Source organism: Pseudomonas sp. NPDC096925, from assembly GCF_044762545.1.
Taxonomy (GTDB): Bacteria; Pseudomonadota; Gammaproteobacteria; order Pseudomonadales; family Pseudomonadaceae; genus Aquipseudomonas.
Genome location: NZ_JBIWEM010000003.1, coordinates 534,186 through 554,482 on the forward strand (window position 1 = coordinate 534,186; position 20,297 = coordinate 554,482).

Consider the following 20,297-nt stretch of genomic DNA (forward strand, 5'->3'; position numbering starts at 1 on the left):
CCGCCATAAAACGAAACAGCTGGGCACAAAAAAAGCCAACGGTATCGCAGAGCGGACGCTTGTGCGCTTTTGATATTTTGAGTGAGCTTGTGACAATTGAACATCGTGATCACACACCGAATGAGGTGATCACTTAGTCCCTCAAGGAGCAGGCACTGTACCTTGCTGCCGAATCTCCATTGCTTTATCCGATTCCTCCTGTAAACGAAATGAATCTCTACGAACAATAGGCATTCTTACTTCTGCTCGAACAACAACCTTCCCAAACAACGAGCTACCAACCCTCATCGTATATTCGGACCTAACATAGTTGCCGGAAATACCTTTACCTTTGCGAAAGTTCAGGAAACTTTGCTTTTTTGCATACACTCCGTAAACATGCGGCGTGAGACCTCTGTCAGCAGCATAACCAGCATATTCCGCAGCCACTTGAAATTTGGAAGCAAAATAAAACCCTTCCCCCAACACCGCCCGACCGCTGGACCTATAAAAAAACTTGGAGCTTAGCCCGGCTTCTAATGAATTCTTGTCTTCAAGCGCACCGCCATGATAACCAATCAACGAATAGCCTTTAGGCACTTTACTAGAGTCTCCAAACAAACCTGCAAAAAATCTCCCTATTCTAGAACGCCCTGCTGGATCTTGAAAATTCACAGGATCCCCGCAACAGTACGCGTATGCATTCATGCCACCTGCGGAAAATGGGCTCATACTGTCTGAGCTATTGAACCGCATCAATGATGCGTTGTATGCTCGATATCCATTGCCCAATATATAAAGCCCACTCACTTGATCTATTTTCTCACCATTAAAATTAAGCAGGCCCAATCGATTCGGACTATACCCATAAACCGAGTATGCGGAAAATCGTGAAAACTTCTTAGGCATCACCATTGACCTCCCCACCAAATAACAGACCATTAATGTTCCAGACTTAAATTTCAAAGAGGCGAAAGAGACGCAACAAAAGCAAACACCCACTTACTAGTTACTGACGGCAGGCAAACTTTCCGACATAAACATGCCGAGCTTAATCACAAACACCAATACAGCCATCACAACCCGCCCACCACCAACCATTAACCTAGAGTAGCCGCTTTTAAAAACAGCTCAACTGGCAATTTTGATAGTTGCAGAATTCAAATTTCAGCCAATTGAAATTATCGGCGCAGCTTCTTTCTAATTTGTATGGTCGTTGCCGAAGTCGGAAGTCAGTAGCTACACCTCACGCCCGCTGATTCTGGGGGCATCTGCTGGCGCAGGGGATCGAACGGCGGTTGTGGCAGGTGGCGGGGGATGCAATCCTTGTGTGGCTTGCCGGCGATCACCAACGCAGCCGGTGCCATCCACCGCGTCGGCTGCTTCGCGGGCTAGCCCGCTCCCACAGGGATCGCGCCAAACCAAGTCCCCTCGGCAGGTACCAACATCACGGGACTGTATTGCGGGTCGCATTAAAGTAAGCACAGGAGAAGCGTATAGGCGAAGGTCTGCACCGACGTCTGCTGCCTGCCTACATTTAGCCTGACTGAGCTATTACGGATCGTTGACATGCTCCTTTTTTACCAAAGAACAGTCACAATAAAAATTTAAACATGCACAAGACACATTGACACGAACTCTTCGCGAAGCCCCTGCATTTACCAGATCATTAAAAGGGTGCCTCATTCGACTTAGCAGGCACTACCGCCCTGCCTTCTTTACCAGATCGGACAGCAATCAAATTATACGCGAACTCTCTGATCACAATTTCGCCATACTTCCGTTCCATAGGGAAACTCTCGCGCACCCTAAAGGAGTAATCCCGACCTAACTTCAGGCGACTAAAATTTTCAGTATAAACACCATACACCTCAGACTCATGCCCTTTCTTCTTAAGGTCCTGAGCATATTCCAACGGCCTCTTCTTATCGGGAGCCAGATAGAAACCCTCACCGAAACGCTGTGCATAACTCGACCCTTGAAAACGCACATTTAATCCAGACTTCAGACTGGGACCATGCGCCTTGGTGCTTCCATGATACCCTATCAGGTCCCAATTACTGGGGACCTCGACAGGTAAAGCAGTAGTCAGGGATCGCATGGAGCCATAGATTGGCCTTGACGAGTCAAAATAAACTTCCTTGCTTACACTAACAACAGCCTTAACTAACCTCCCCGCCCCATTCGCACGCGGTAAACCCCCGTGCAACCTTGAATGTCCATCTGGATCTCGAAAATTTATTGGGTCACCAATGCAATAGCCATACGAATTCAGACCTCCTGTTTCGAACGGGCTCATACTGTCTGGGGAATTGAAGCGCATCAAGACAGGATTGAACCCTCGATAGCCATTACCCAACAGGTAATGCCCAGTTATTGGATCTGCTCGCTCACCATTAAACGCGAGCAATTTTGAACATCCCGAGCGATACCCATAAGGTGTATAGCTGAGAGCCCGCCACAACTGTCGCTGACATTCATTCAGGCCATTTGTATTTTTGCGCGGCATTAGCATGTACCACACGAGCTGTCATTAGCGCGAGCTTCTCACAATACATCTGAACTCACCACTGGCATAAATGCCAGTTTTCATGCTGTTACATTCATGCTAGTCCTGTAACGCTGCTATACCCAGCGTCGGCAGAACAGAGGGCAGATCATGGGTTCCAGGCACAATGACAATGTGATCTATTTGATGGGCTGTTATCTGGCAGAAATCCGAGTTCTGTCGAAATCTACCCATTAAAACCAGCATGGACTTGGAGGATTCTATCGCCTGCATTGGCCTCTTCCCGGGTAAACCAGCTCCCACAGGGACGGCGTCGCACTTGAGATCACGCGGTACCTGTGAGAGCGGGCATGCCCGCGAATACCGGCAAAGCCGGTGCCATCCACCGCGTCGTCTGCTTCGCGGGCGCGCCCGCTCCCACAGGGACGGCGCGGGCTTCGAGTTGACGCTGATCCTTTGTGGGAGCGGGCATGCCCGCGAACACCGGCAAAGCCGGTGCCATCCACCGCGTCGCCTGTTTCGCGGGCACGCCCGCTCCCACAGGTACTGCGCTAGCTGCGAATTGACGCGGTACCTGTGGAGGCGGGTTTACCCGCGAAGAGGCCCTCAAGGTCAATCACGGCTGCCGCTTGGCCAACTGCTGCCTCTCTACCCCATCCAGCAACGCTTCCACCACCGCCTTGGCCGAATCCAGCCCATGGTCATTGCTCAACAACAGATCACAGCAGGTCCCCTTGGCCAGCTCCAGTGCCTTGAGATTGGTCGCAAATGCCCCTTTGAGCAGTATGGACAGATGCACCAGCGCATCTTCTTAGTCCACCCCCGAACGCACGGCAAACAACGGCGGATGGCTACATTCGCAGGTGGAGAAACACTTCCGTTGCCGCCCCTCACTCATCACCGGCTGACGCAATCCATGCTGGTAGCCCATGCAGGGGCTCTGGTCAGCAACAGTGGCTACACCTGCGGCAGGGAATACAGCTTGATGGTGCTGAGCCACTTTTTGCTGGGCCTGGGCTGAGGTGATCACGTAGTTCCCCATGGGTCAGGCCCTTTACCTTGCCTCCAAAGCTCCATTGCTTTATCCTTCTTCTCCTGCATATAAAATGAACTCCTACGAACAATAGGCATTCTTACTTCTTCTCGAACGACAACTTCCCCAAACAACGAGCTATCAATCATCATTGCGTTTCCGATACGCGCATAGTTGCCGTCAACACCTTTGCGAAAGCTCTGGAAACTCCGTTCTTTTGCATACACTCCGTAAACATGCGGCGTGAGACCTTTAGCAGCAGCAAGACCAGCATATTCCGCAGCCACTTGAAATTTGGAAGCAAAATAAAATCCTTCCCCCATCAGCGCCTGACCGCTGGCGCTACCAGAGAACTTGGAACTTAGCCCAGTTTCCAGTGAATTTCTGTTTTCAAGCGCCCCACCATGATAACCAATCAATGAATAGCCTTCAGGCACTGTTGTAGGTTGCTTAGCGGGCAAAATATTAGATGCTGAACCAAATGCTTTTCTAGCGCTTCGAAACAAACCTGCAAAAAACCCTCTTACGGAATGCCCTGCTGGATCTTGGAAGTTTACAGGATCCCCAAGGCAGTAAGCATATGCATTAATTCCACCAGCAGAAAAAGGACTCATACTGTCTGGACAATTGAACCTCATCAATGATGCGCTGAATGCTCGATACCCATTACCCAACATATAAAATCCGGTTGACCGATCTATTCGCTCGCCATTAAATCCCAGAAGAGTCAGTCGACTCGGGTTATACCCATAAACCGAGTAAGCGGAAGACCGCGACAGCTTATTATGCTTCATCATGTTGACCGCCCTCTATCAAGCAACAAAACACCAGTACGCAGACTTCGCGCCCGCCATTAGAGCTGAGAGCTGCAAATCGAAACATGCGAAAACAAAAGCGAACATCGACACCGCTCACCACCTTCCAACAGCAGGCACATTTTCTCACACAAGCATGCCGACCTTAACTATAAAACTGATGCAGCCATTGCAACCTAACCATTACCAGCCATACATCCACAGTAGCCGCTCTTGAAAAAATGCCAACTGGCAATTTTGATAGTTGCATTCCTCAAATCTCAGCCAATTGAAATTATCGTCGCAGCCTCTCGCTAATTTGTAGGGTCGTTGCCGAGATGGTAAGTCAGTAGCTACACCTCACGGCTGCTGATTCTGGCTCAGGTACTTGTCCACCGTAGCCTTGCCATCCGCTGGATCCCCCGCCACCTGCCACAGCCGCCGCTCGATCCCCTGCGCCAGCAAATGCCCCACTGCCGCCTCGATCGCCGACAGCACGCACAGCTGCGCCGGTTCGTTGGTGGTGTACCCCACCTCAGCCTCCAACAACTTCTTGAACTCGATGAACTTGAACACCCCGGCATTGCGGCCGACCGAGTAGATGGTCTTGCTGGTCATCACATTGGCCAGTACCTGCCCGGTGCGCACGTCCACCGCACGCAGGTTCACGGTCACCTGGTCGACGCGGTACTCGCGGGAGATATCTATGCCCAGGTAACGAGCGCCCTCGCCGCCACTGCGCACGTTGGTGTCGTAGGCGATGATGCCGCCCTCCAGCATCAGGTTGGCGGCCTGCAGCGGTGGCAGTTCGCCCATGATGTTTTCCGGCACGTCGGGCTTTTTCTGCGAAGCACGGATGATCTTGCGCTCGGTCAGCAGGTTCTGCAGGCCTTCACGCTCCAGCACCACGAACCAGCCACTGGCGTTCAGGGCGTCCATCAGCATGCTTGCCGCGCCCTGGGTGACGCTGGTGGAGAACGAACTGGCCGGGGTCGGCTTGTACTGCCCGGTCTGGTCGCGGAAGCCATACACCACCGCCATCAACCGGCCCTTGGGCCGTGGCATGTTGATCAGGTCGTAGTAGGTCGACGCCCGTGGGGTCAGGGTCGGGGTTTCCGAGTCCTGTTCGGCGGGCATCGGTTCGCGCAGGCCACAACCGTGCAAACCCAGGGCGGTGAGGATCAGCAGCGTGCTCAGCAGACGTTTCATGGTGTTCTCTCCCCAACAAAAAGCCTTTCCCCCTCAAGGGTTCAGGCCACTGACCTCAATGATCGAAATTTCTCCTGTGGCGCGATCGGTGACCTTGATACTCAAGGCCCCGGAATCGTCGATGACGTCGATGAGAAACGCATCGGTCGCCATGCTGCCGGTGTTGCCGTTACTGATGTTGTCCAGCAACTGCGACAACATCCGCGACTCCAGTTGATTACTGAAGCGCTCCAGGGCCGTGGTGCCGGTAAAGGCCGAGGCACGGTCCTTGAGGTCGGGGTCGTCGTAGTCGTTCTGCGCCTGGGCGTTGTTCAGCAGCCAGGTGCCATTGAGCGGGTTGCCGCCAAAGGCCGGGTTGATCGGGGTGTACACCAGCTCGGTGGCCTGGGCGGCACATGCACTGGCCAACAGGCAGGCGGCGATGCAACGGGGTATGTGGTGCTTCATAGCTCGTCCCTCTCCAGATCGGTGGTGTCCTGCAGCAGGCGTTGCAACTTGCGCTGAATGATTTGCTGCTTGACCAGGTCGGCTGCTGCAACGGCCTCGTCCTTGAGCTCGGTGGTGTTCGGTGGCAGAAAGCGCCGGTACACCACCTCGCGCTCGAATTCCACGGTGACCAGGCTGCCCCAGCGGGCATCCGGGCGTTCGCGCACCACCAGGTTGAAGTCCAGGCGGCTGGTGGCGCGCAGGCGGTCGGCAAAGTAGTAGTAAAAGTCGTGGCCGATGTGCGAGATGGTGTTGTCGACGATGAAGCCCTGCATCTCGTCCTCGTTCCCGCCCCTGGCCGAGGTGGCCAGCACGGCCACCAGCAGCAGACCCAGGCACTGCACGGCCAGGCGGCTCATGGCGTGTCTCCCGGGCCGGCATGGGTCTGCACGCCACCGGCACTTTCGGTAAATGCCTGCTCGGCGACGAACTGCCAGTCGCTGTAGTGCTCCAGCCCTTCAAAACCGCTCCATTCGGCGCTGAAGCCACTGCGCTTGAACGGGGTGGCGTCCGAGCGGCTGTGCACACCAGTAATGCGGCCGTCGATCGAGCGCAGCAGGCCCCATTCGTCACTGTTGGTGATGGGGTCGGGGTACAGCCGACGAATGTGCCGCCTGGCCTGCGGGAAGCGGTTGTCCTGCAGCAGGTCGGCCAGCTCCTGCGGATACTGGGCCAGCCCCGGTGAGGCGCGGTAATAGCTGCGCAGGGCCTGGGCGTACTGGCTGCCCACCCACAACAGCTGGCGTTCGCGGTCGCGCTGGGCAGCACTGGTCCAGAGCGTGCCGGTGGCGGCCAGGGCCACACTGCTGACCGCAATCAGCAGCAGCACGCCCAGATAGGTGAAGCCACCGTTGGCCTTACCATTCCGCGTACAGGCTGCCATCCCGCGCCCTCCCTGTGGCACCGCTCTTGATATCGGCTACGCCACCGGCCACGCCTTCGGGCGGTGGTACCAGCTGCCAGGCATCGCTGCGCTCGGTGATCGGGTCGACCGGGGTGTTGCGCAGGTAACGCTGCTCCACCAACTGTTCCAGCGAGTCAGGGTAGTGGCCGGTGTCGCCGTAGTAGTGGTCCAGCGCCTCGCGCAGCACCGCCAGGCTCTGGCGCAGGGTGGCTTCGCGAGAGCTTTCCAGGCTGTTGAAATAGCGCGGCATGGCGATGGTCATCAGCGTGGCGATGATCGCCAGCACCACCAGCAGTTCGATCAGGGTGAAGCCTTGGCGGCGTTTCATGGCTGTCACCATTGCCCGTAGGGGATGTTGTTGAGGCCTTTGCCGCGGGCCTTGGAATACACGTCAAACACGTCTTCGCCTTCACGCGGGTTGTCCGGGCTGCTGTCGTAAGCGCGCAGCCCCCAACCGCCTTCGTCCTCACCCTTGGCCGCCACCAGCGGGTCGTGCGGGATGCGCCGCAGGAAGTAGAACTTGGCGCCCTTGGCACTGCGCACATCACGCACACCGTCGACCAGCACCTGCAGGTTCGGCGGGTAGCCACTGGCGTCCAGGCGCTTCTCGATGTAACCGGCATCGAACGCTCGCTTGTAAGCGTCGATAGCGTCGCGAATCTGGTACAGCGCCTCGCGCAACTGTTGTTCCTTGCCGCGGCGCACCACGGTTTCGGTCAGCGGCGCAGCCATGCTGGCGAGCAGCCCGAGCAGTGCCAGGGTCAGCACCACCTCGATCAGGCTGAACCCCTGCATGCGGCGCTGCGCGATCATGGCCGTGGGCTCCCTTTGGCCGGGGCGACCGCCATCTGGCTGTCTGCCACCGGGGTATCGGTGGTCGGGGCATTGCCAGGTACATCTGCCGGCGGCAGCGGCGCCATTTGCCGCACCTGCATGGCCGACTCGGTGCCGGTGGCGAACTCCATGTCCGACGGGCTCTGGTACGGCAGGTTGCGCACGATGCGCGGAGTGATCGCCAGCACCAGCTCCGACTTGCTCATGTCGTCCTTGTTGCTGCCGAACAACCGGCCCAGGCCGGGGATGTCGCCAAGGCCCGGGATCTTGTTGCCGCTGGCGTTGTGGTCGTTGCGCACCAGGCCGGCCAGCACCTGGGTTTCGCCATCGTGCAGGCGCAGGGTGGTCTGGGCGTTGCGGGTGTCGACCTGGACCGGGATGGTGCCTTGGCGCGTGGCTTCCAGCGGGGTGGCGTTGCTCACCTCCAGGGCTACCTTGATCGCCACTTCGTTGTTCAGGTGTACGGTAGGCTGCACTTCAAGCTTCAGACCCACGTCCAGGTAGGTCACGCTCTCGGTAATCACCGGGCCCTGGGTGGACGGCACCGAGGTGGCACTGATGATCGGTACCCGCTGGCCGATGTGGATGCGCGCCTGCTCGCGGTTGCTGACGCGGATCACCGGGCTGGCCAGGGTGTTGATGTCCTTGTCCTGAGCGTTGATCTTGGCCTGCGGCGCCGGCGCGATGCTGATGCGGCTGGAGTCGATGCCCTTGAGCTGGTCGAGCACGCTGACCGGCTGGCCGTCGGAGCTCAGCACGCCGAAGGTGTTGGGCCATTGCAGGCCAAGGTCGAGGATGCGCGAGGTGGCCACTTCCATCACCTCCACTTCCAGCACCACCTCGGGGTTGGACTGGTCCTGCGACTGCAGCAGCTTCTCGGCCATGCGCACGGCATCGGGGGTGTCGCGCATGGTCAGGGTGTTGAGGCGTTCGTCGACGAACACGTCGCGGGTCTTGAGCATGGTCTTGACCATGTTCAGCGCGGTGTTGGAGTCGATGCTGGTCAGGTAGAAAGTGCGCATGACCAGTTCCTGATAGTCCTTGGTCTTCTGCGGCGAGTCGGGGTAGATCATCAGGGTGTTTTCATTGACGATCTTCTGCCGCAGCTGGTTCTGCTCCAGCAGCAGCGCCACGGCGTCCTCGATGCGCAAGTCGCGCACAAAGATGGTGGCCTTCATGTCCGGGCGCATGTCCTTGTCGAAGATGAAATTGATGCCGGCGACCTGGGACAGCACCTCGAAAATGGTCTTCAGGTTGGCATCGCGAAACTCCAGGGTCACCGGCCGTTCCAGCTTGCTGCGCAGCTGCGGGAAGGGTTGCGCGGTGCGCGCCTGGACGTTCTCGATGTCGCTGCGCAGGGCCACGCCCTTCTGGTTCTGCGGGTCCAGGCGCAGCACTTCGCGCATGTAGCGCTCGGCACCGAACAGGTCGCCCTGGCGCAGCGCCGCCTGGCCCAGCGCCACGCGCTCGTCGAGGGTGCGGATCAGCTCCAGCTGGCGGATGCCTTCCTGGGCGCGACGGTTGTTCGGCTCCAGGGTCAACACCCGGCCATAGCCCATGCGGGCGCCAGCGAAGTCGTGGCGAATGCGGTCGGCGTCGGCCTGGGTCAGCAGTGCCTCGACCGCGGCCTGGCGGCTGTGGGCCAGGGCGATGTTCAGCTCGGTGTCACGCGGGTCCTCGCGCAGGGCTTCTTCCAGGCGGGCGATGCCGGCTTCGTACTGGCCCTCCTTCATCAGTTGGTCGCTGTCCTCGCGTACCGCACTGGAGCCGCAGCCGGCAATGGCCACGCACAGCGCCACAAGCAGGAACGGAGCCGGGTTGCACAGCTTTGACGACTTCATGGTGCGCTCCCTACAGACAAAGTCTGCGACTGATGCAAAGGCAGGTAGACCAGGTGCAGCTCGCTGGCCGATACCCGATCGAGGCGATAGGTGTCTTCGATCACGTCGCCCTGGCGCACGACGTAGAGTTTTTCGCCGCTCTGCAGGAAGATCTGCAGGTCGTCGCGGTCGCCGATGCGGCCGATGAACTGGAATGGCAGGTCCGGGGCGGTCGGGGCTGCGGGTACGGCAGGCGCGGTGACCACGGGTTGTTCGGTGACGGTGGCCAGGGCTTGGGGTTTGGTCCATTGCTGGGTTGGGAAGAGATCTCTTGAGGCCTGTTCCGGCCTATTCGCGGGTAAACCCGCTCCCACAGGAACCGTGGATACCGCCGGTTCTGTGGGAGCGGGTTTACCCGCGAAGGCCGTGACGCCGTCGTCCCGGCCAAACCAGTGCCCCGGGGCCCAGGCCAGCGCCGCGCTCACGCCGAGGAAGCCAACCCAGATGACAGCACGTTGTGTGTTCATCACGACCTCGACAGGTAAAGGGTCATGCGCAGGCGGGCGTTGAGCTCGCTGTCGCCAATGCGTTTGCGTTGCAGCTCCAGGTCTTCCAGTACCAGGGTCGGCAACTGCTTGAGCAGCCCCTTGAGGAAGCCACGAATCTGCGGGTAGCTGCCGCGTACCGGCAGCACGATCTGGTAGCGCGCCAGTTGCGTCTTGGGGTCGATGCCCAGGGCGTATTCGCCACGCGCGAGGCTGATGTGCTCGGCGCTGGCCAGGTGGTACAGGCGCTCGATCAGCGCGCTGGCCTGGGGCTGCCCCGGCAGTTGCTGGCGCAGGCTGTCGAGGGCCTGCTGCTCGGGTTTGATGGCAATCTTCAACTCGCCACGCCTGACCCGCTCGACCTGCACCCTGGCGTCCGCTTCGCTGGCGCGCAGTTCGCGCAGGTTCTGCCATTGCGGCAACACCCCGACGCACAGCACGCCCACGGCCAGCAGGCCCACCGCAACCGCAGCCAGGCCAACCGGGCCGACGCGACGCAGGCGCTCCTGGAGGATCAGGCTGTTCAGCGATTCACGGGCGCGCATGGCCGGTCTCCCAGGTGGCGGTGAGGGTGAAACGCACCGGGTGCTCGGGCTGTGCGGCCAGCACCTCATGGTTGAGCAGCGACACATCGCTGAGCTCGGCACTGGCCTCCAGGCGCTGGTGGTACTGCAGCATCGCTTCCAGGTTGCGCGCCTCGGCGGTGATGCGCAGCTGGCCTTTGCGCGCGTCGGGGGCCAGGCTGAGCAGCGCCACGTCGTCCTGCGGCTGCGCTTCGAGCATGGCGAACAGTTGCTGCCAGGGCCGTTGCAGCTGCTGCGAGACGCTTTGCATCTGCGCCAGGCGCTCGGCCTGTTCGCGGCTGGCGGTGCTGCTCAGCGGTGCGACGGTGGCCGGGCGACGGCCCAGTTGCTGCTCCAGGCTGTGCACGCTGGCCTCCCGTTCGACCTGCTCGGCCTGCAAACTTTGTTGCAGCAGCACCAGGCCTGCGACCATGGCGCTCCCCACTGCAAGCAGCGACCAGGCCAACGGGCTGCTGCGCCGGGGCTGGAATTCCAGGTCGAGGCGGCGCATGTCAGGCCACCGCCCGCCACATGGCGCACAGCGGGTCGGCGTCGGTGGCCGGCTGGCACAGCTGCACCGCCGCCAGTTGCGGCACGTCGCCCCGGCCCGGGGCATGCAGGTAGACCCGTGGCAGGTGCTCGCCGTACAGCTCGCAAGTACGCTCGATCAGTGCTTGCAGGGCCTGGTCGCTATCGGCGCAGCCTTGCGCCAGCACTTGCTGCCAGGCCCCCCCGGCAGCCAGCAGCAGCACGCTGCGGCGCGGTTCGGCCAGGACGAACAGGAAGTCGCCCTGCTCCAGCTGTGCCGAGCAGCGGTTGTAGGCAGCCATCAGGTACGGCTGCACCGAGCGCAGGCTCAGGTGGCTTTCCCGGCCCAGCGCCTGCAGCCGCTGCAGCAGGGCTTCGGGCAGCGCCGTGGCGATGCGTGCGGCACCGGCCGGCTCGGGCGAGAGCACGATGCGCCAGTCGTCCAGCGGCTGACCGTAGAGGTTTTCGAAGCAGGCCCGGGCGTAGGCATCCAGTTCGCGCGGGTGGCTGATGGCATCACTCCAGGGCACCAGGCAGAACCGGCTGTAGCGGGCCGACAGCAGCACCCGCAACTGGGCACCGCGCACGGCATGCTCGGCCAGCAACGTGGCCAGGGCGTCGACGGCGGCTTCCCAGGCCGGCTGGGCGGCATCACAGGTGAAGTCACGGCTGCCCAGCCACTGGTGGTGGTTGGCGTGCCAGCTACCCAGGCCTACACCTTCGGCACCGAGTACGGCGCTGTATCTATAAGAGCCACGATCAGATGAATGTGACACGGTTGATCTCCTCGAGGGTGGTACGGCCATCACGGACCAGGTCCAGGGCCGAGGCCCGCAGCAAGCGCAGGCCGCGCTGGCAGGCGAGGGTCTTGATCTGCGACAGGGGGCGGCGCTCGACGATCATCTGCCGCAGGTCGTCGTCCAGGTGCAGCAGTTCGGCGATGGCGCTGCGGCCGCGGTAACCACTGCCGCGGCACTGGCCGCAGCCCTGGGCGCGGACGAACCTCCAGCCAGCCACGCCCTCACGGGTCAGGCCCGCGCCATACAGGGTTTCGTCATCCACTTCGCACGGAGTCGCGCAGTGCGGGCAGGCCAGGCGGATCAGGCGCTGGGCCAACACCGCATTGAGCGCGGAAACGAAGCTGTAGGGGTCGACCTGCATCTGGCTGAAGCGGCCGATCACATCGAACACGTTGTTGGCGTGGATGGTGGTGAACACCAGGTGGCCGGTGAGCGCCGACTGCACGGCAATCTGCGCGGTGTCCGGATCGCGGATTTCGCCGACCAGGATCTTGTCCGGGTCGTGGCGCAGGATCGAGCGCAGGCCGCGGGCGAAAGTCAGGCCCTTCTTCTCGTTGACAGGGATCTGCAGGACGCCGGGCAGCTGGTATTCGACCGGGTCCTCGATGGTGATGATCTTGTCCACGCCGTGGTTGATCTCGCTGATCATGGCGTACAGGGTGGTGGTCTTGCCGCTGCCGGTGGGGCCGGTGACCAGGATCATGCCGTAGGGTTCGGCCGCCAGCCGGCGCAGGGCGCGCAGGGTTTCCTCGGCAAAGCCCAGGGCCTGCAGCTGCACGCCGCTGACCCGGTCGGACAGGTCCTGCTTGTCGAGTACCCGCAGCACCGCGTCTTCGCCAAAGATGCTGGGCATGATCGATACCCGGAAGTCGATTTGCCGGTCGCCCACGGCAACCTTGAAACGGCCGTCCTGGGGCACGCGCTTTTCGCCGATGTCCAGCTCGGCCATTACCTTGATGCGCGAGATCACCTGGTCGGCGAAGGCGCTGCCGCTGGCCTTGCCAGCGCCGTTGAGCACGCCGTCGATGCGGTACTTGATGGTCAGGCCCTGGCCGGTCATGCCCAGGTGGATGTCGCTGGCGTGCAGCTTGAGGGCGTCGTACAGGGTGGAGTTGACCAGCTTGACCACGCGGCTCTGGTCCTCGCTGATGCTGGCCAGCGACAGACGTTGCAGCGGGTCGCTTTCGCTGCTGGCTTCGGTGTCGTGGTCTAGGGCGTCCACGGCGTGGAAGCTTTCTTCGTGGCGGGCCAGGAAGGTGGCCAGGTCTGCGGCATGGGCCAGGTACAGCGGTGCGCCTTGCAGCACATCGTCGACCCAGGCCAGGCGGGCGTGGTCGAAGGGGTCGGCGAACACGCCCAGCAGTTGACCGCCCTGCTCGATCAGCACGAATTCACGCTTCAGGCACATCGCCAGGCTGACCTTGTCGAAGCGTGGGGTGCTGGCCAGCAGCGATTGGCTGTCCAGCACCGGGTAATGCAGGGTCAGGCCCAGACGCTGGGTGAAGGTATCGGGGGTGTCGCAGGCCAGCTGTTCCAGGCGGGTGAGCAGGCGTTCGTCGCTGGTTTGCAGGCGGGCCTGGGCCAAAAGGTCGCGGGGGTAGGCTGAATGTTCTGTGGCCTGAGCTGGCCCTTTCGCGGGTGAACCCGCTCCCACAGGATTCCCGCTGCCTTCAAGATTGCAGTGTACCTGTGGCAGCGGGTTTACCCGCGAAGAGGCCGGTGCAGGCGGTAGAGCTTCCTGGGTTGCATCGAATGCTTCTGGCATGGCCTGCGACTCCGCTCAGGGGCGCGTCGCAGGCTGGCTCGGCCAGGGGTGCGGGCGCCGCTATTCCCCTGTGAGCAGTTGATCGTCGTCGGGCCCTGGGGGCTTGGCGCCATTACGGCGGCGGTCGGCCAAAACCCAGCTTCCATCGTACAACTGCAGGGGGAACGATTCGTTCCTGTTCTGGCGTCGTTCGACAAACCCTTCAGCCGGGTTGTCCGTGGCCCTGCGCCGGCGCTCGATGCCCATCAGGTCGAAGATTGCACGGGCCAGTTCCACCAACGGGAACGGCTTGAACAGGACATGGCTCACACCCAGTTCGGCGGCCCGCTCACGCACTTCGACGGTGGGGTGGGCGGTAATCAGCACGAAGTGGCACTGCCTGTTCTTGCGTACGGTCTCCAGAACCTGAAAACCCTCCATGTCGGGCAAGCGGTAATCCAGCACGATCACTTGCGGTGCCAGGCTTGCAGCCTGTTCGATACCACTGGCACCGTCGTGGGCAACATGAACTTCCAGGCCTTGCGCCTGCAGGTACGCTTGCAGGTTCTGCGCAAGAGTCTGTTCGTCATCGACTACCAATACTCTGTTCACCAAGGTCGACTCCCAAGAACTGCCCGGTTACCCGGTTTGCGAAGTGCGCCCCTGTACAGGCTTGAGCAGGCTTCGTGCCAGGCGTGAATAGTCATGCTGCACCACTGTAAGTCATTGATTTACCAAGGGCGCCGATCAACACCCGTAAGGCGGCGGGCAGGCACACCCGCCCGGTTCCCCATATGCGGGGAAAATGATGGCACACTGCCATTTCTTTATTCCCCAGCATTGGGGAAACGCCATCACGGGCCTCAGTCGGCAATCTCCACGGTAGCGGACGCACGCAAACGTTGGCGCACGGACTGGCGCGCCTGCGCCTCCCGCTGCCCGATGAGTGTGGCCCTGGCCAGGACCAGCCCCTGTTCGCGTATGATCGAAGGCTTGTCACTTTGTTGCTGCGCTCCTTGCAGGGTTTCCCGGTTGGCATCATAGAATGCCTCGACTTCGGCCTGGCTGGGCGCGGCGACCGCGCTGAGCAGGGCATACACCTGCTGCGCGGCCAGCTCGTGCCGGGTGTAGTCATTGTACTGTGCCCTATCGAAACCCGCTTCCGCCAGCCGCCGTTCAAAAATTGCCGGGCTGCCAGACGCGGCCTCGACTTCGCCGACATGCGCCGACACCTGCTCGTCGCTGATGGCTATGCCGCGGCGCTGGGCCTCCTGCCACAACAGCTCCTTGTCGATCAGTTCATCCAGGGCCTGGTCGCGCAGGCGCTTGTACAGCGTCGGGTTGCGGATGCTGGCTACCGTGCGGCCCTGGGCGTCCAGGTACTCGCTGAAATAGCGCTCCAGGCGCGCCACTTCGATCTCCACACCGTTGACCCGCGCCGCCGCCACATCGGCCCAGCTTGCCTTGGCCAATACCTGCAACAGGCACAACAACAGAACACGCATGGCAACCTCCGCTCAAGGGCTGTCCGGCACTGGCCGGTAGGGGGTGACCGCGGTGAAGCGCGGCCCGGGCAGGGCCACCGCCACCACATGGGCACCGGCCATGCCCTGGCGGCGACCGGGGCCGAAGCCCAAGGCCGGGGTCAGGCCGGTGGGCACATCATGCAGGCCTTCCAGCGCGGCAATCAGCTGCTCGCGGCTGGTGTCACGGCCAGTCTGCTTCAACGCTTCGCTCAACAGCCGCAGGGCGCACAGGGTGTTGACCTGCAACGACGCCTGGCGTGGGTCGAGGCCTTGGCGCTGTTGCAGGCCGGCCAGCGCGGCCAGGCCCTGCCCGGTCCAGTCCTCGGGCACGTAGGGATACGCCAGGAACACCCGTTGCGACCACGCCTCGGGCAAGTGCGCCACGGCGCTGGTCACCTGGCTGGAGGCGGCAAACAGGTACGGCTGGCGGCCAGCTGCATGCAGCGCCGAGGCCAATTCGGCAAAGGCCTGGGCACGGCCGAGGAAGACAATGCCCTGCCCGTCCACTACCTGGCCAGCAAAGACCTGGACGGCGGGTAGTGCCCAGCCCTGCTGAAGCAGGCGTTCGCGCACTTGCTCGGCCAACGCCGCTTGCTCATTGCCGGCATACACCACACGCAGGTCGCCCGCTGCCAGGCCCAACGCCGCACGGGCGTGACCTGCCAGGCTCAGCAGTTGCGCGGGCAAGCCGGGCAAGGGGTCAAAGATCTGTACGCTGCCGCCACTATGTGGGGTGCTGCCGATCAGCGGTACATTCTGTGGCGCCAGCAAGGTTGTCAGGCGCTGGTCGAGCATGGGCGCCAATGGCGCGATCAGGGCGAACACCTGCTCCTGCTCCAGCAACTGCTGCAGCGCCCGTTCGGCGCTGGCCGGGTCGAAGCCCGGGTCGAGCACTACCAGTTCCAGGCGTCGCCCGTGGATGCCGCCCTGCTGGTTGAGCTGCGCCAGGCCGTCTTCCAGCACCGCACGCACCACCTGCCCGGCCTCGGCCAGCGGGCCAGACGCCGGCAGCAAGGTACCCAGGCGCAGCACACCCTCCTCCACGCCAGGGTCGCGGTCCTGGGCCAGGCGCTTGAGGTAGGCCGTAAGGTTGCGCTGGTCGGCCAGGGTCAGCTCGAAGCGCGGCATGGCCGGGTCCAGGCGATTGCCGGCCGGGTCGACGCCTTGCTGAATGGCCCGGGCCAGGCTGCTGTCGGTGTATGCCGGGTAGCGGCGGCCGTTGCTTTCGCGTTCGCCTTGGCCTTGCGCCAGGCGCTGCCAGTCTAGGCTGGGTGGCCGCACACCACCTTCGGCACGACCGCGGCCATCGTTGCCGTGGCAGCTGGCGCAGGGCAGCACGCTGGCGGGGACCGTCATGTCGCTGGCGCCGACCCGGGCTTGCAGCTGTGCGTCACTGCTGGAGACGCCCTCGCGGTAGAGGCGTTTGCCGGCTTGTTCATGTTCGGTCAGGTCCAGGGCAAAGGCAGAAAAAAAGGGTGCCATGCCGAGCAACGCCAACCAGATCGCAAGCCCTGTGGGAGCGGTCTTTGTGGGAGCGGCCTTGCGTCGCGAAAGGGCTGCGCAGCAGCCCCAGCGATAGTTGCACCAGCCCAGAAAACGGGGAGCGCTTGGCGCTCCTTTCGCGACGCAAGGCCGCTCCCACAAAGACCGCATCCACAAAGGGAGTTCCCAGAGTGGCAGATGCCACAGAGGCCAATGCCGCAGGGATCGCATGATACTCACCGGTCTGCCAAAGGCAGGGCCAGCAACTGCATGCGCTGGGCAATCGCCGCGGGCGGTGCATCCGGGCGGATCTTGCTCCAGCGCTTGCCGGCCACATCGCCGGCAATCAGCTGTGTGGAATGCTGCTCGGGGCTGGGCAGGAACTGGCCAATGCGCCCAAGCACCAGGTCGACATTGGCCTTGTCGCCGGTCAGGAACAACCAGTTGGGCCCATCCACGCCCTGCTTCTCGGCAAACGCCTTGAGCACCTCGGGGGTGTCGTTGAGCGGGTCGCTGCTGATCGACACGAAGGTCACCTGGCTGGCCAGCTGTGGCCCCATGGCCTCACGGACTTCGCGCAACTTGCGGGTAATCAGCGGGCAGGCGTCGGTGCAGTGGGTGAAGATCACGTTGAGCATCACCACCTTGTCCTTGAGCACATCGCTGTAGAAGCGCAGCTCGCGGCCGTTCTGGTCCTTCACCACAGTGTCGGTGAACCAGGTCCGGGCATCGCGGGTGCCGCCGCCACTGGTCATCGCCTGCGGTGCCGGCTGCGGTTCGGGCGCCTGCGGGGCATGGCCCTCATGGGCGAACGCCACCGAAGCGAGGATCCACAGGCAGCCTCCCAGCACCAGCCAGTCAAAACCGCGCATCCCGACGCGGCGGGAGCTTACCTGGCTCATGGTTGCACCTCGTGATGGTCGGCAATGGCCGTGCTCTTGGCATGCACCCGGCGGGCGCCCAGGCGGTTGATTTCGTCGATCAGCACAGCCGGGTCGGTAAACCCGTAGTAGCGCGTCCAGTGCCCGGTGCGCCCGTCACCCACCAGGATCAGCGGCGGGTGCTGGCTGAGGTCGGCGCTGAAGCTGCCCAGGCCCTTGAGGGTTTCGCTGATGGCGTACGGCGTGCCGGTCAGCCAGCTCCAGCCCGGCCCCTTCTGGAAAGCCTTGGCGTAGTCTTGCAGGCGCTTGGCGTCGTCACGCTGCGGGTCGACGCTGATCGACACCAGATGAATCTCTTGCCCTACCCGGCCACCCAGTTGCTGCTGGACCTTGCCCATGATCGAGGACACCACCGGGCACACCGTGGTGCAACTGGTGTAGATAAAGCCCATGACCACCAGGTGGTCGCCCACCAGGTCTTTTTCCAGGCGTACCGGCATGCCGTCCTGGTTCAGCAACGATACATCGGCAAAACGCACGCTGGCCTTTTCCTGGCGCGCCGCCGGCGGCTGTTCGGCGTGGCCGTTGTGGTCGTGGCCGCCATGGGCCAGGGCCAGGTTGCTGGCAAAGGCCAGGCTCAGGGCCAACAGTTTGCAAGCATGCTTGGCGTTCATCGCAGATTCCTCACGTCAGTCTCGGAAGCGTTGGACGTTGTGGCCGGCAGGACACGCAGGCTGGTGTAGTTTTCTTCGGCGAACCTGCGCCCCAGCGACGGCGACTGCACATGCAGGTACCAGGCGCCGGCTTCGGGCAGGGTCAGGGCCGCTTGATAGATGCCCTCGCCCACCTCCTCCAGCTGCAGGTTGCGCGGCATCGACGAAGGCGCCAGGAAGTAGCGCAGGCTCAGGTCGCTCAGGCCCAGGCGCGGCAGGCCGTCGTCGCCGACAATGCGCACCCGGGCGGTAATCGAGCTGTGCTGCGCCAACGGCCGGTCCAGGCCGATGAACTCGGCGTGCGCGCCCTTGCGCTTGCCGGCATTCGGCGCTTCGGCCACGTCGGTGCTGAAGCAGTGGATGATCTGCGGCTGGTTGAGCAGAAACGCCACGTCGAACTTGCCGGCCGCGGGCATCTTCACCGTCGAGCCGTACACGCCCGGCGCCAGCTCGCGCAGGCTGCGGTCGACGACGATGGCGGCGCGGGCCTGGTGGCCACGGTTGTTGTAGCCGGACATCGGCGCGTTCATGCCTTCGGCGTAGAAGTAGGTGGTGTTGTCCACCGGGTTGACCACGAACACCGAATTGTCGTCACGCGACACCGACAGCCCCTGGGCCAGCGGCAGGTCACCGGCCTGGCGTGGCGCCGCCGGGCCGGCCTCGAAGCCCTGGACGATCGGTGAGCGCCCTTCGCCCAGGCTGGCCAGGTTGATCATGCTCACCTTCGGCGAAGCCAGGCCGCGCACGTAGGCATAGCCCTTGGTGAAGGTCAGCTGGTAGGGTTCGGCCGCTACCGGGATATGGTGGATCAGCTTGTCGGTACTGGCGTCGATCACCAGGGCCTGGTTCTCCAGGGTGTTGAGCACGATGCCGTAGCGGCCATCGCTGCTGAAGCGCATCGGCCCCAGGCCCTGCTCCGCCTGGACCATGTGGCGCAGCTGGTGGTTGCGGGCATCGAACACCCGCACGCTGCCCTCCTCGCCATCGACCACGTACACCGCCTGGGACAGCGCCGAATAGCTGACCGACAGCGGGTGCGGGCCAACCTTGATAGTTTTGACCAGGCGCATTTCCGGGATGTCGATGACGCTCAGGGTGCCGCTGTCGCGGTTACTGACATAGGCGTAGCGCGAGTCGGCGCTGAAGGCGATTTCGTGGTGCCCGCTGCCGGTGTTGAAGGTTTTCAGGGTGTTGCGCCCCGGCACATCGATCACCGTTACGCCGCCCTTGGCCGGATCACTGCTGTTGTTGCCCACCCACAACCGGTGCTGGTCCGGCTGCAGGGCCACGCGCAGCGGCTGGTCACCGGCGTCCAGGTCAGCCACGCGGGTGAAGGTTTCGGTGTCGATCACCGAGACCTTGCCGCGCTCGGGGATGGACACGAACACCTGTTTGTCGTCACCGGTGGCCACCCAGTCCATGGGCCGCCCAGGCAGGTCGATGCGGGCCAGGGTGCTGGTCACGCCCCCCACCGATACGGTCGGGTCGATTACCGTCAGGCTGGCGTCCTTGTTCATCATCAACAGGAAGTAGCTGTTCAGGTCGAGCAACGGCCGGGCGCCGATGCTGCTTTTGAGGAACAGCGCGACACGGGCCTTGCAGCTCTGGTCGCGGTCGCCCTCCGGGGCCGACTGCGTCGGGTCGATCCACGCCCCCGGGGCCATACCCGACAGCGGCTGGCCACTGGCCTGGTCGCTGACCTTGAAACGGATGTTGGCGAAACTGCCTTCCTGCAACTCGCCCCCCGCCAGCGGCCGGGCCTCGAACTCCACGGTCACGCCGTCCCGGCTGAGCCGGTGCAAGGCCTGCGGGTCGGCAGACTCCTGCAACAGCTCACGCGGATCGCACCAAAGGTTTTCATACGCCACGCCCAGGCCGATCAGCGCAACTCCCAGTGCTACCCCCAAGTAAGCAGGGCGAGTCTTCTTGTTCATGCTCGCACACCCC

21 protein-coding genes and 1 pseudogene are annotated in these 20,297 nt (G+C 62.3%); all 22 read right to left on the reverse strand.

Features of this window, described 5'->3' with window-relative positions; translation table 11 throughout:
- Positions 1 to 141: 141 nt before the first annotated feature.
- The 22 genes and pseudogenes from ACIQYU_RS12830 to ACIQYU_RS12935 all read right to left on the reverse strand — a co-directional run bounded on the left by ACIQYU_RS12830 (position 142) and on the right by ACIQYU_RS12935 (position 20,284).
- On the reverse strand, positions 142 to 888 hold the full coding sequence (locus tag ACIQYU_RS12830) for an RHS repeat-associated core domain-containing protein (protein ID WP_402800179.1): 747 nt from the start codon (positions 886 to 888) through the stop codon (positions 142 to 144).
- A 1,305-nt stretch (positions 889 to 2,193) separates the two neighbouring features.
- Positions 2,194 to 2,404, reverse strand: a pseudogene (locus tag ACIQYU_RS12835) (RHS repeat-associated core domain-containing protein); the annotation flags it as partial.
- 700 nt (positions 2,405 to 3,104) lie between these two features.
- Complete coding sequence (locus ACIQYU_RS12840; protein WP_325176034.1) at positions 3,105 to 3,290, reverse strand: hypothetical protein; 186 nt, start codon at positions 3,288 to 3,290, stop codon at positions 3,105 to 3,107.
- Positions 3,291 to 3,514: 224 nt separating this feature from the next.
- On the reverse strand, positions 3,515 to 4,318 hold the full coding sequence (locus tag ACIQYU_RS12845; RefSeq protein ID WP_207833365.1) for an RHS repeat-associated core domain-containing protein: 804 nt from the start codon (positions 4,316 to 4,318) through the stop codon (positions 3,515 to 3,517).
- Positions 4,319 to 4,675: 357 nt separating this feature from the next.
- Complete coding sequence (locus tag ACIQYU_RS12850; RefSeq protein WP_207833363.1) at positions 4,676 to 5,524, reverse strand: CsgG/HfaB family protein; 849 nt, start codon at positions 5,522 to 5,524, stop codon at positions 4,676 to 4,678.
- A gap of 33 nt (positions 5,525 to 5,557) precedes the next feature.
- A complete protein-coding gene (locus ACIQYU_RS12855; protein ID WP_087501724.1) occupies positions 5,558 to 5,971 on the reverse strand; it encodes a curli assembly protein CsgF in 414 nt (137 codons plus the stop codon).
- Complete coding sequence (csgE, locus tag ACIQYU_RS12860; protein WP_207833361.1) at positions 5,968 to 6,369, reverse strand: curli production assembly/transport protein CsgE; 402 nt, start codon at positions 6,367 to 6,369, stop codon at positions 5,968 to 5,970. The genes ACIQYU_RS12855 and csgE overlap by 4 nt, the downstream gene beginning before the upstream one ends.
- Positions 6,366 to 6,893, reverse strand: coding sequence for a type II secretion system protein (locus ACIQYU_RS12865; protein WP_063914262.1), 528 nt, complete (start codon positions 6,891 to 6,893; stop codon positions 6,366 to 6,368). Before ACIQYU_RS12865 ends, csgE begins: the two co-directional genes overlap by 4 nt.
- Positions 6,868 to 7,242, reverse strand: coding sequence for a type II secretion system protein (locus ACIQYU_RS12870; protein WP_063914263.1), 375 nt, complete (start codon positions 7,240 to 7,242; stop codon positions 6,868 to 6,870). The genes ACIQYU_RS12865 and ACIQYU_RS12870 overlap by 26 nt, the downstream gene beginning before the upstream one ends.
- A gap of 5 nt (positions 7,243 to 7,247) precedes the next feature.
- The gene (locus tag ACIQYU_RS12875) at positions 7,248 to 7,727 is read right to left on the reverse strand and encodes a type II secretion system protein (RefSeq protein ID WP_015270589.1); all 480 of its coding nucleotides are present in this window, start codon (positions 7,725 to 7,727) and stop codon (positions 7,248 to 7,250) included.
- Positions 7,724 to 9,589 (reverse strand): secretin N-terminal domain-containing protein, encoded by a 1,866-nt coding sequence (locus tag ACIQYU_RS12880; protein ID WP_207833358.1) that lies wholly within the window; start codon positions 9,587 to 9,589, stop codon positions 7,724 to 7,726. The genes ACIQYU_RS12875 and ACIQYU_RS12880 overlap by 4 nt, the downstream gene beginning before the upstream one ends.
- Positions 9,586 to 10,095: a hypothetical protein gene (locus tag ACIQYU_RS12885; RefSeq protein ID WP_402800188.1), complete on the reverse strand. Its 510-nt coding sequence runs from the start codon at positions 10,093 to 10,095 to the stop codon at positions 9,586 to 9,588. The genes ACIQYU_RS12880 and ACIQYU_RS12885 overlap by 4 nt, the downstream gene beginning before the upstream one ends.
- Positions 10,095 to 10,658 carry a type 4a pilus biogenesis protein PilO gene (pilO, locus tag ACIQYU_RS12890; protein ID WP_207833356.1) on the reverse strand — a complete coding sequence of 188 codons (564 nt, stop codon included), beginning with the start codon at positions 10,656 to 10,658 and terminating at the stop codon, positions 10,095 to 10,097. Before pilO ends, ACIQYU_RS12885 begins: the two co-directional genes overlap by 1 nt.
- Entirely contained in the window at positions 10,645 to 11,187 is a 543-nt protein-coding gene (locus ACIQYU_RS12895; RefSeq protein ID WP_207833354.1) for a PilN domain-containing protein, read from the reverse strand. The genes pilO and ACIQYU_RS12895 overlap by 14 nt, the downstream gene beginning before the upstream one ends.
- Position 11,188: 1 nt before the next feature.
- On the reverse strand, positions 11,189 to 11,980 hold the full coding sequence (locus ACIQYU_RS12900) for a hypothetical protein (RefSeq protein ID WP_207833353.1): 792 nt from the start codon (positions 11,978 to 11,980) through the stop codon (positions 11,189 to 11,191).
- Positions 11,964 to 13,769 (reverse strand): GspE/PulE family protein, encoded by a 1,806-nt coding sequence (locus tag ACIQYU_RS12905; RefSeq protein ID WP_233694490.1) that lies wholly within the window; start codon positions 13,767 to 13,769, stop codon positions 11,964 to 11,966. Before ACIQYU_RS12905 ends, ACIQYU_RS12900 begins: the two co-directional genes overlap by 17 nt.
- Positions 13,770 to 13,829: 60 nt before the next feature.
- Positions 13,830 to 14,363, reverse strand: a complete 534-nt coding sequence (locus tag ACIQYU_RS12910; RefSeq protein ID WP_063914269.1) for a response regulator — start codon at positions 14,361 to 14,363, stop codon at positions 13,830 to 13,832.
- Between the two features lie 248 nt (positions 14,364 to 14,611).
- Positions 14,612 to 15,253, reverse strand: a complete 642-nt coding sequence (locus ACIQYU_RS12915) for a SurA N-terminal domain-containing protein (RefSeq protein WP_207833351.1) — start codon at positions 15,251 to 15,253, stop codon at positions 14,612 to 14,614.
- Positions 15,254 to 15,265: 12 nt separating this feature from the next.
- Positions 15,266 to 16,756, reverse strand: coding sequence for an ABC transporter substrate-binding protein (locus ACIQYU_RS12920; protein WP_233687650.1), 1,491 nt, complete (start codon positions 16,754 to 16,756; stop codon positions 15,266 to 15,268).
- A gap of 236 nt (positions 16,757 to 16,992) precedes the next feature.
- Positions 16,993 to 17,658 carry an SCO family protein gene (locus ACIQYU_RS12925; RefSeq protein WP_207833348.1) on the reverse strand — a complete coding sequence of 222 codons (666 nt, stop codon included), beginning with the start codon at positions 17,656 to 17,658 and terminating at the stop codon, positions 16,993 to 16,995.
- The gene (locus tag ACIQYU_RS12930; protein ID WP_207833346.1) at positions 17,655 to 18,311 is read right to left on the reverse strand and encodes an SCO family protein; all 657 of its coding nucleotides are present in this window, start codon (positions 18,309 to 18,311) and stop codon (positions 17,655 to 17,657) included. The genes ACIQYU_RS12925 and ACIQYU_RS12930 overlap by 4 nt, the downstream gene beginning before the upstream one ends.
- Positions 18,308 to 20,284 carry a YncE family protein gene (locus ACIQYU_RS12935; protein WP_207833344.1) on the reverse strand — a complete coding sequence of 659 codons (1,977 nt, stop codon included), beginning with the start codon at positions 20,282 to 20,284 and terminating at the stop codon, positions 18,308 to 18,310. Before ACIQYU_RS12935 ends, ACIQYU_RS12930 begins: the two co-directional genes overlap by 4 nt.
- Positions 20,285 to 20,297 lie beyond the last annotated feature (13 nt).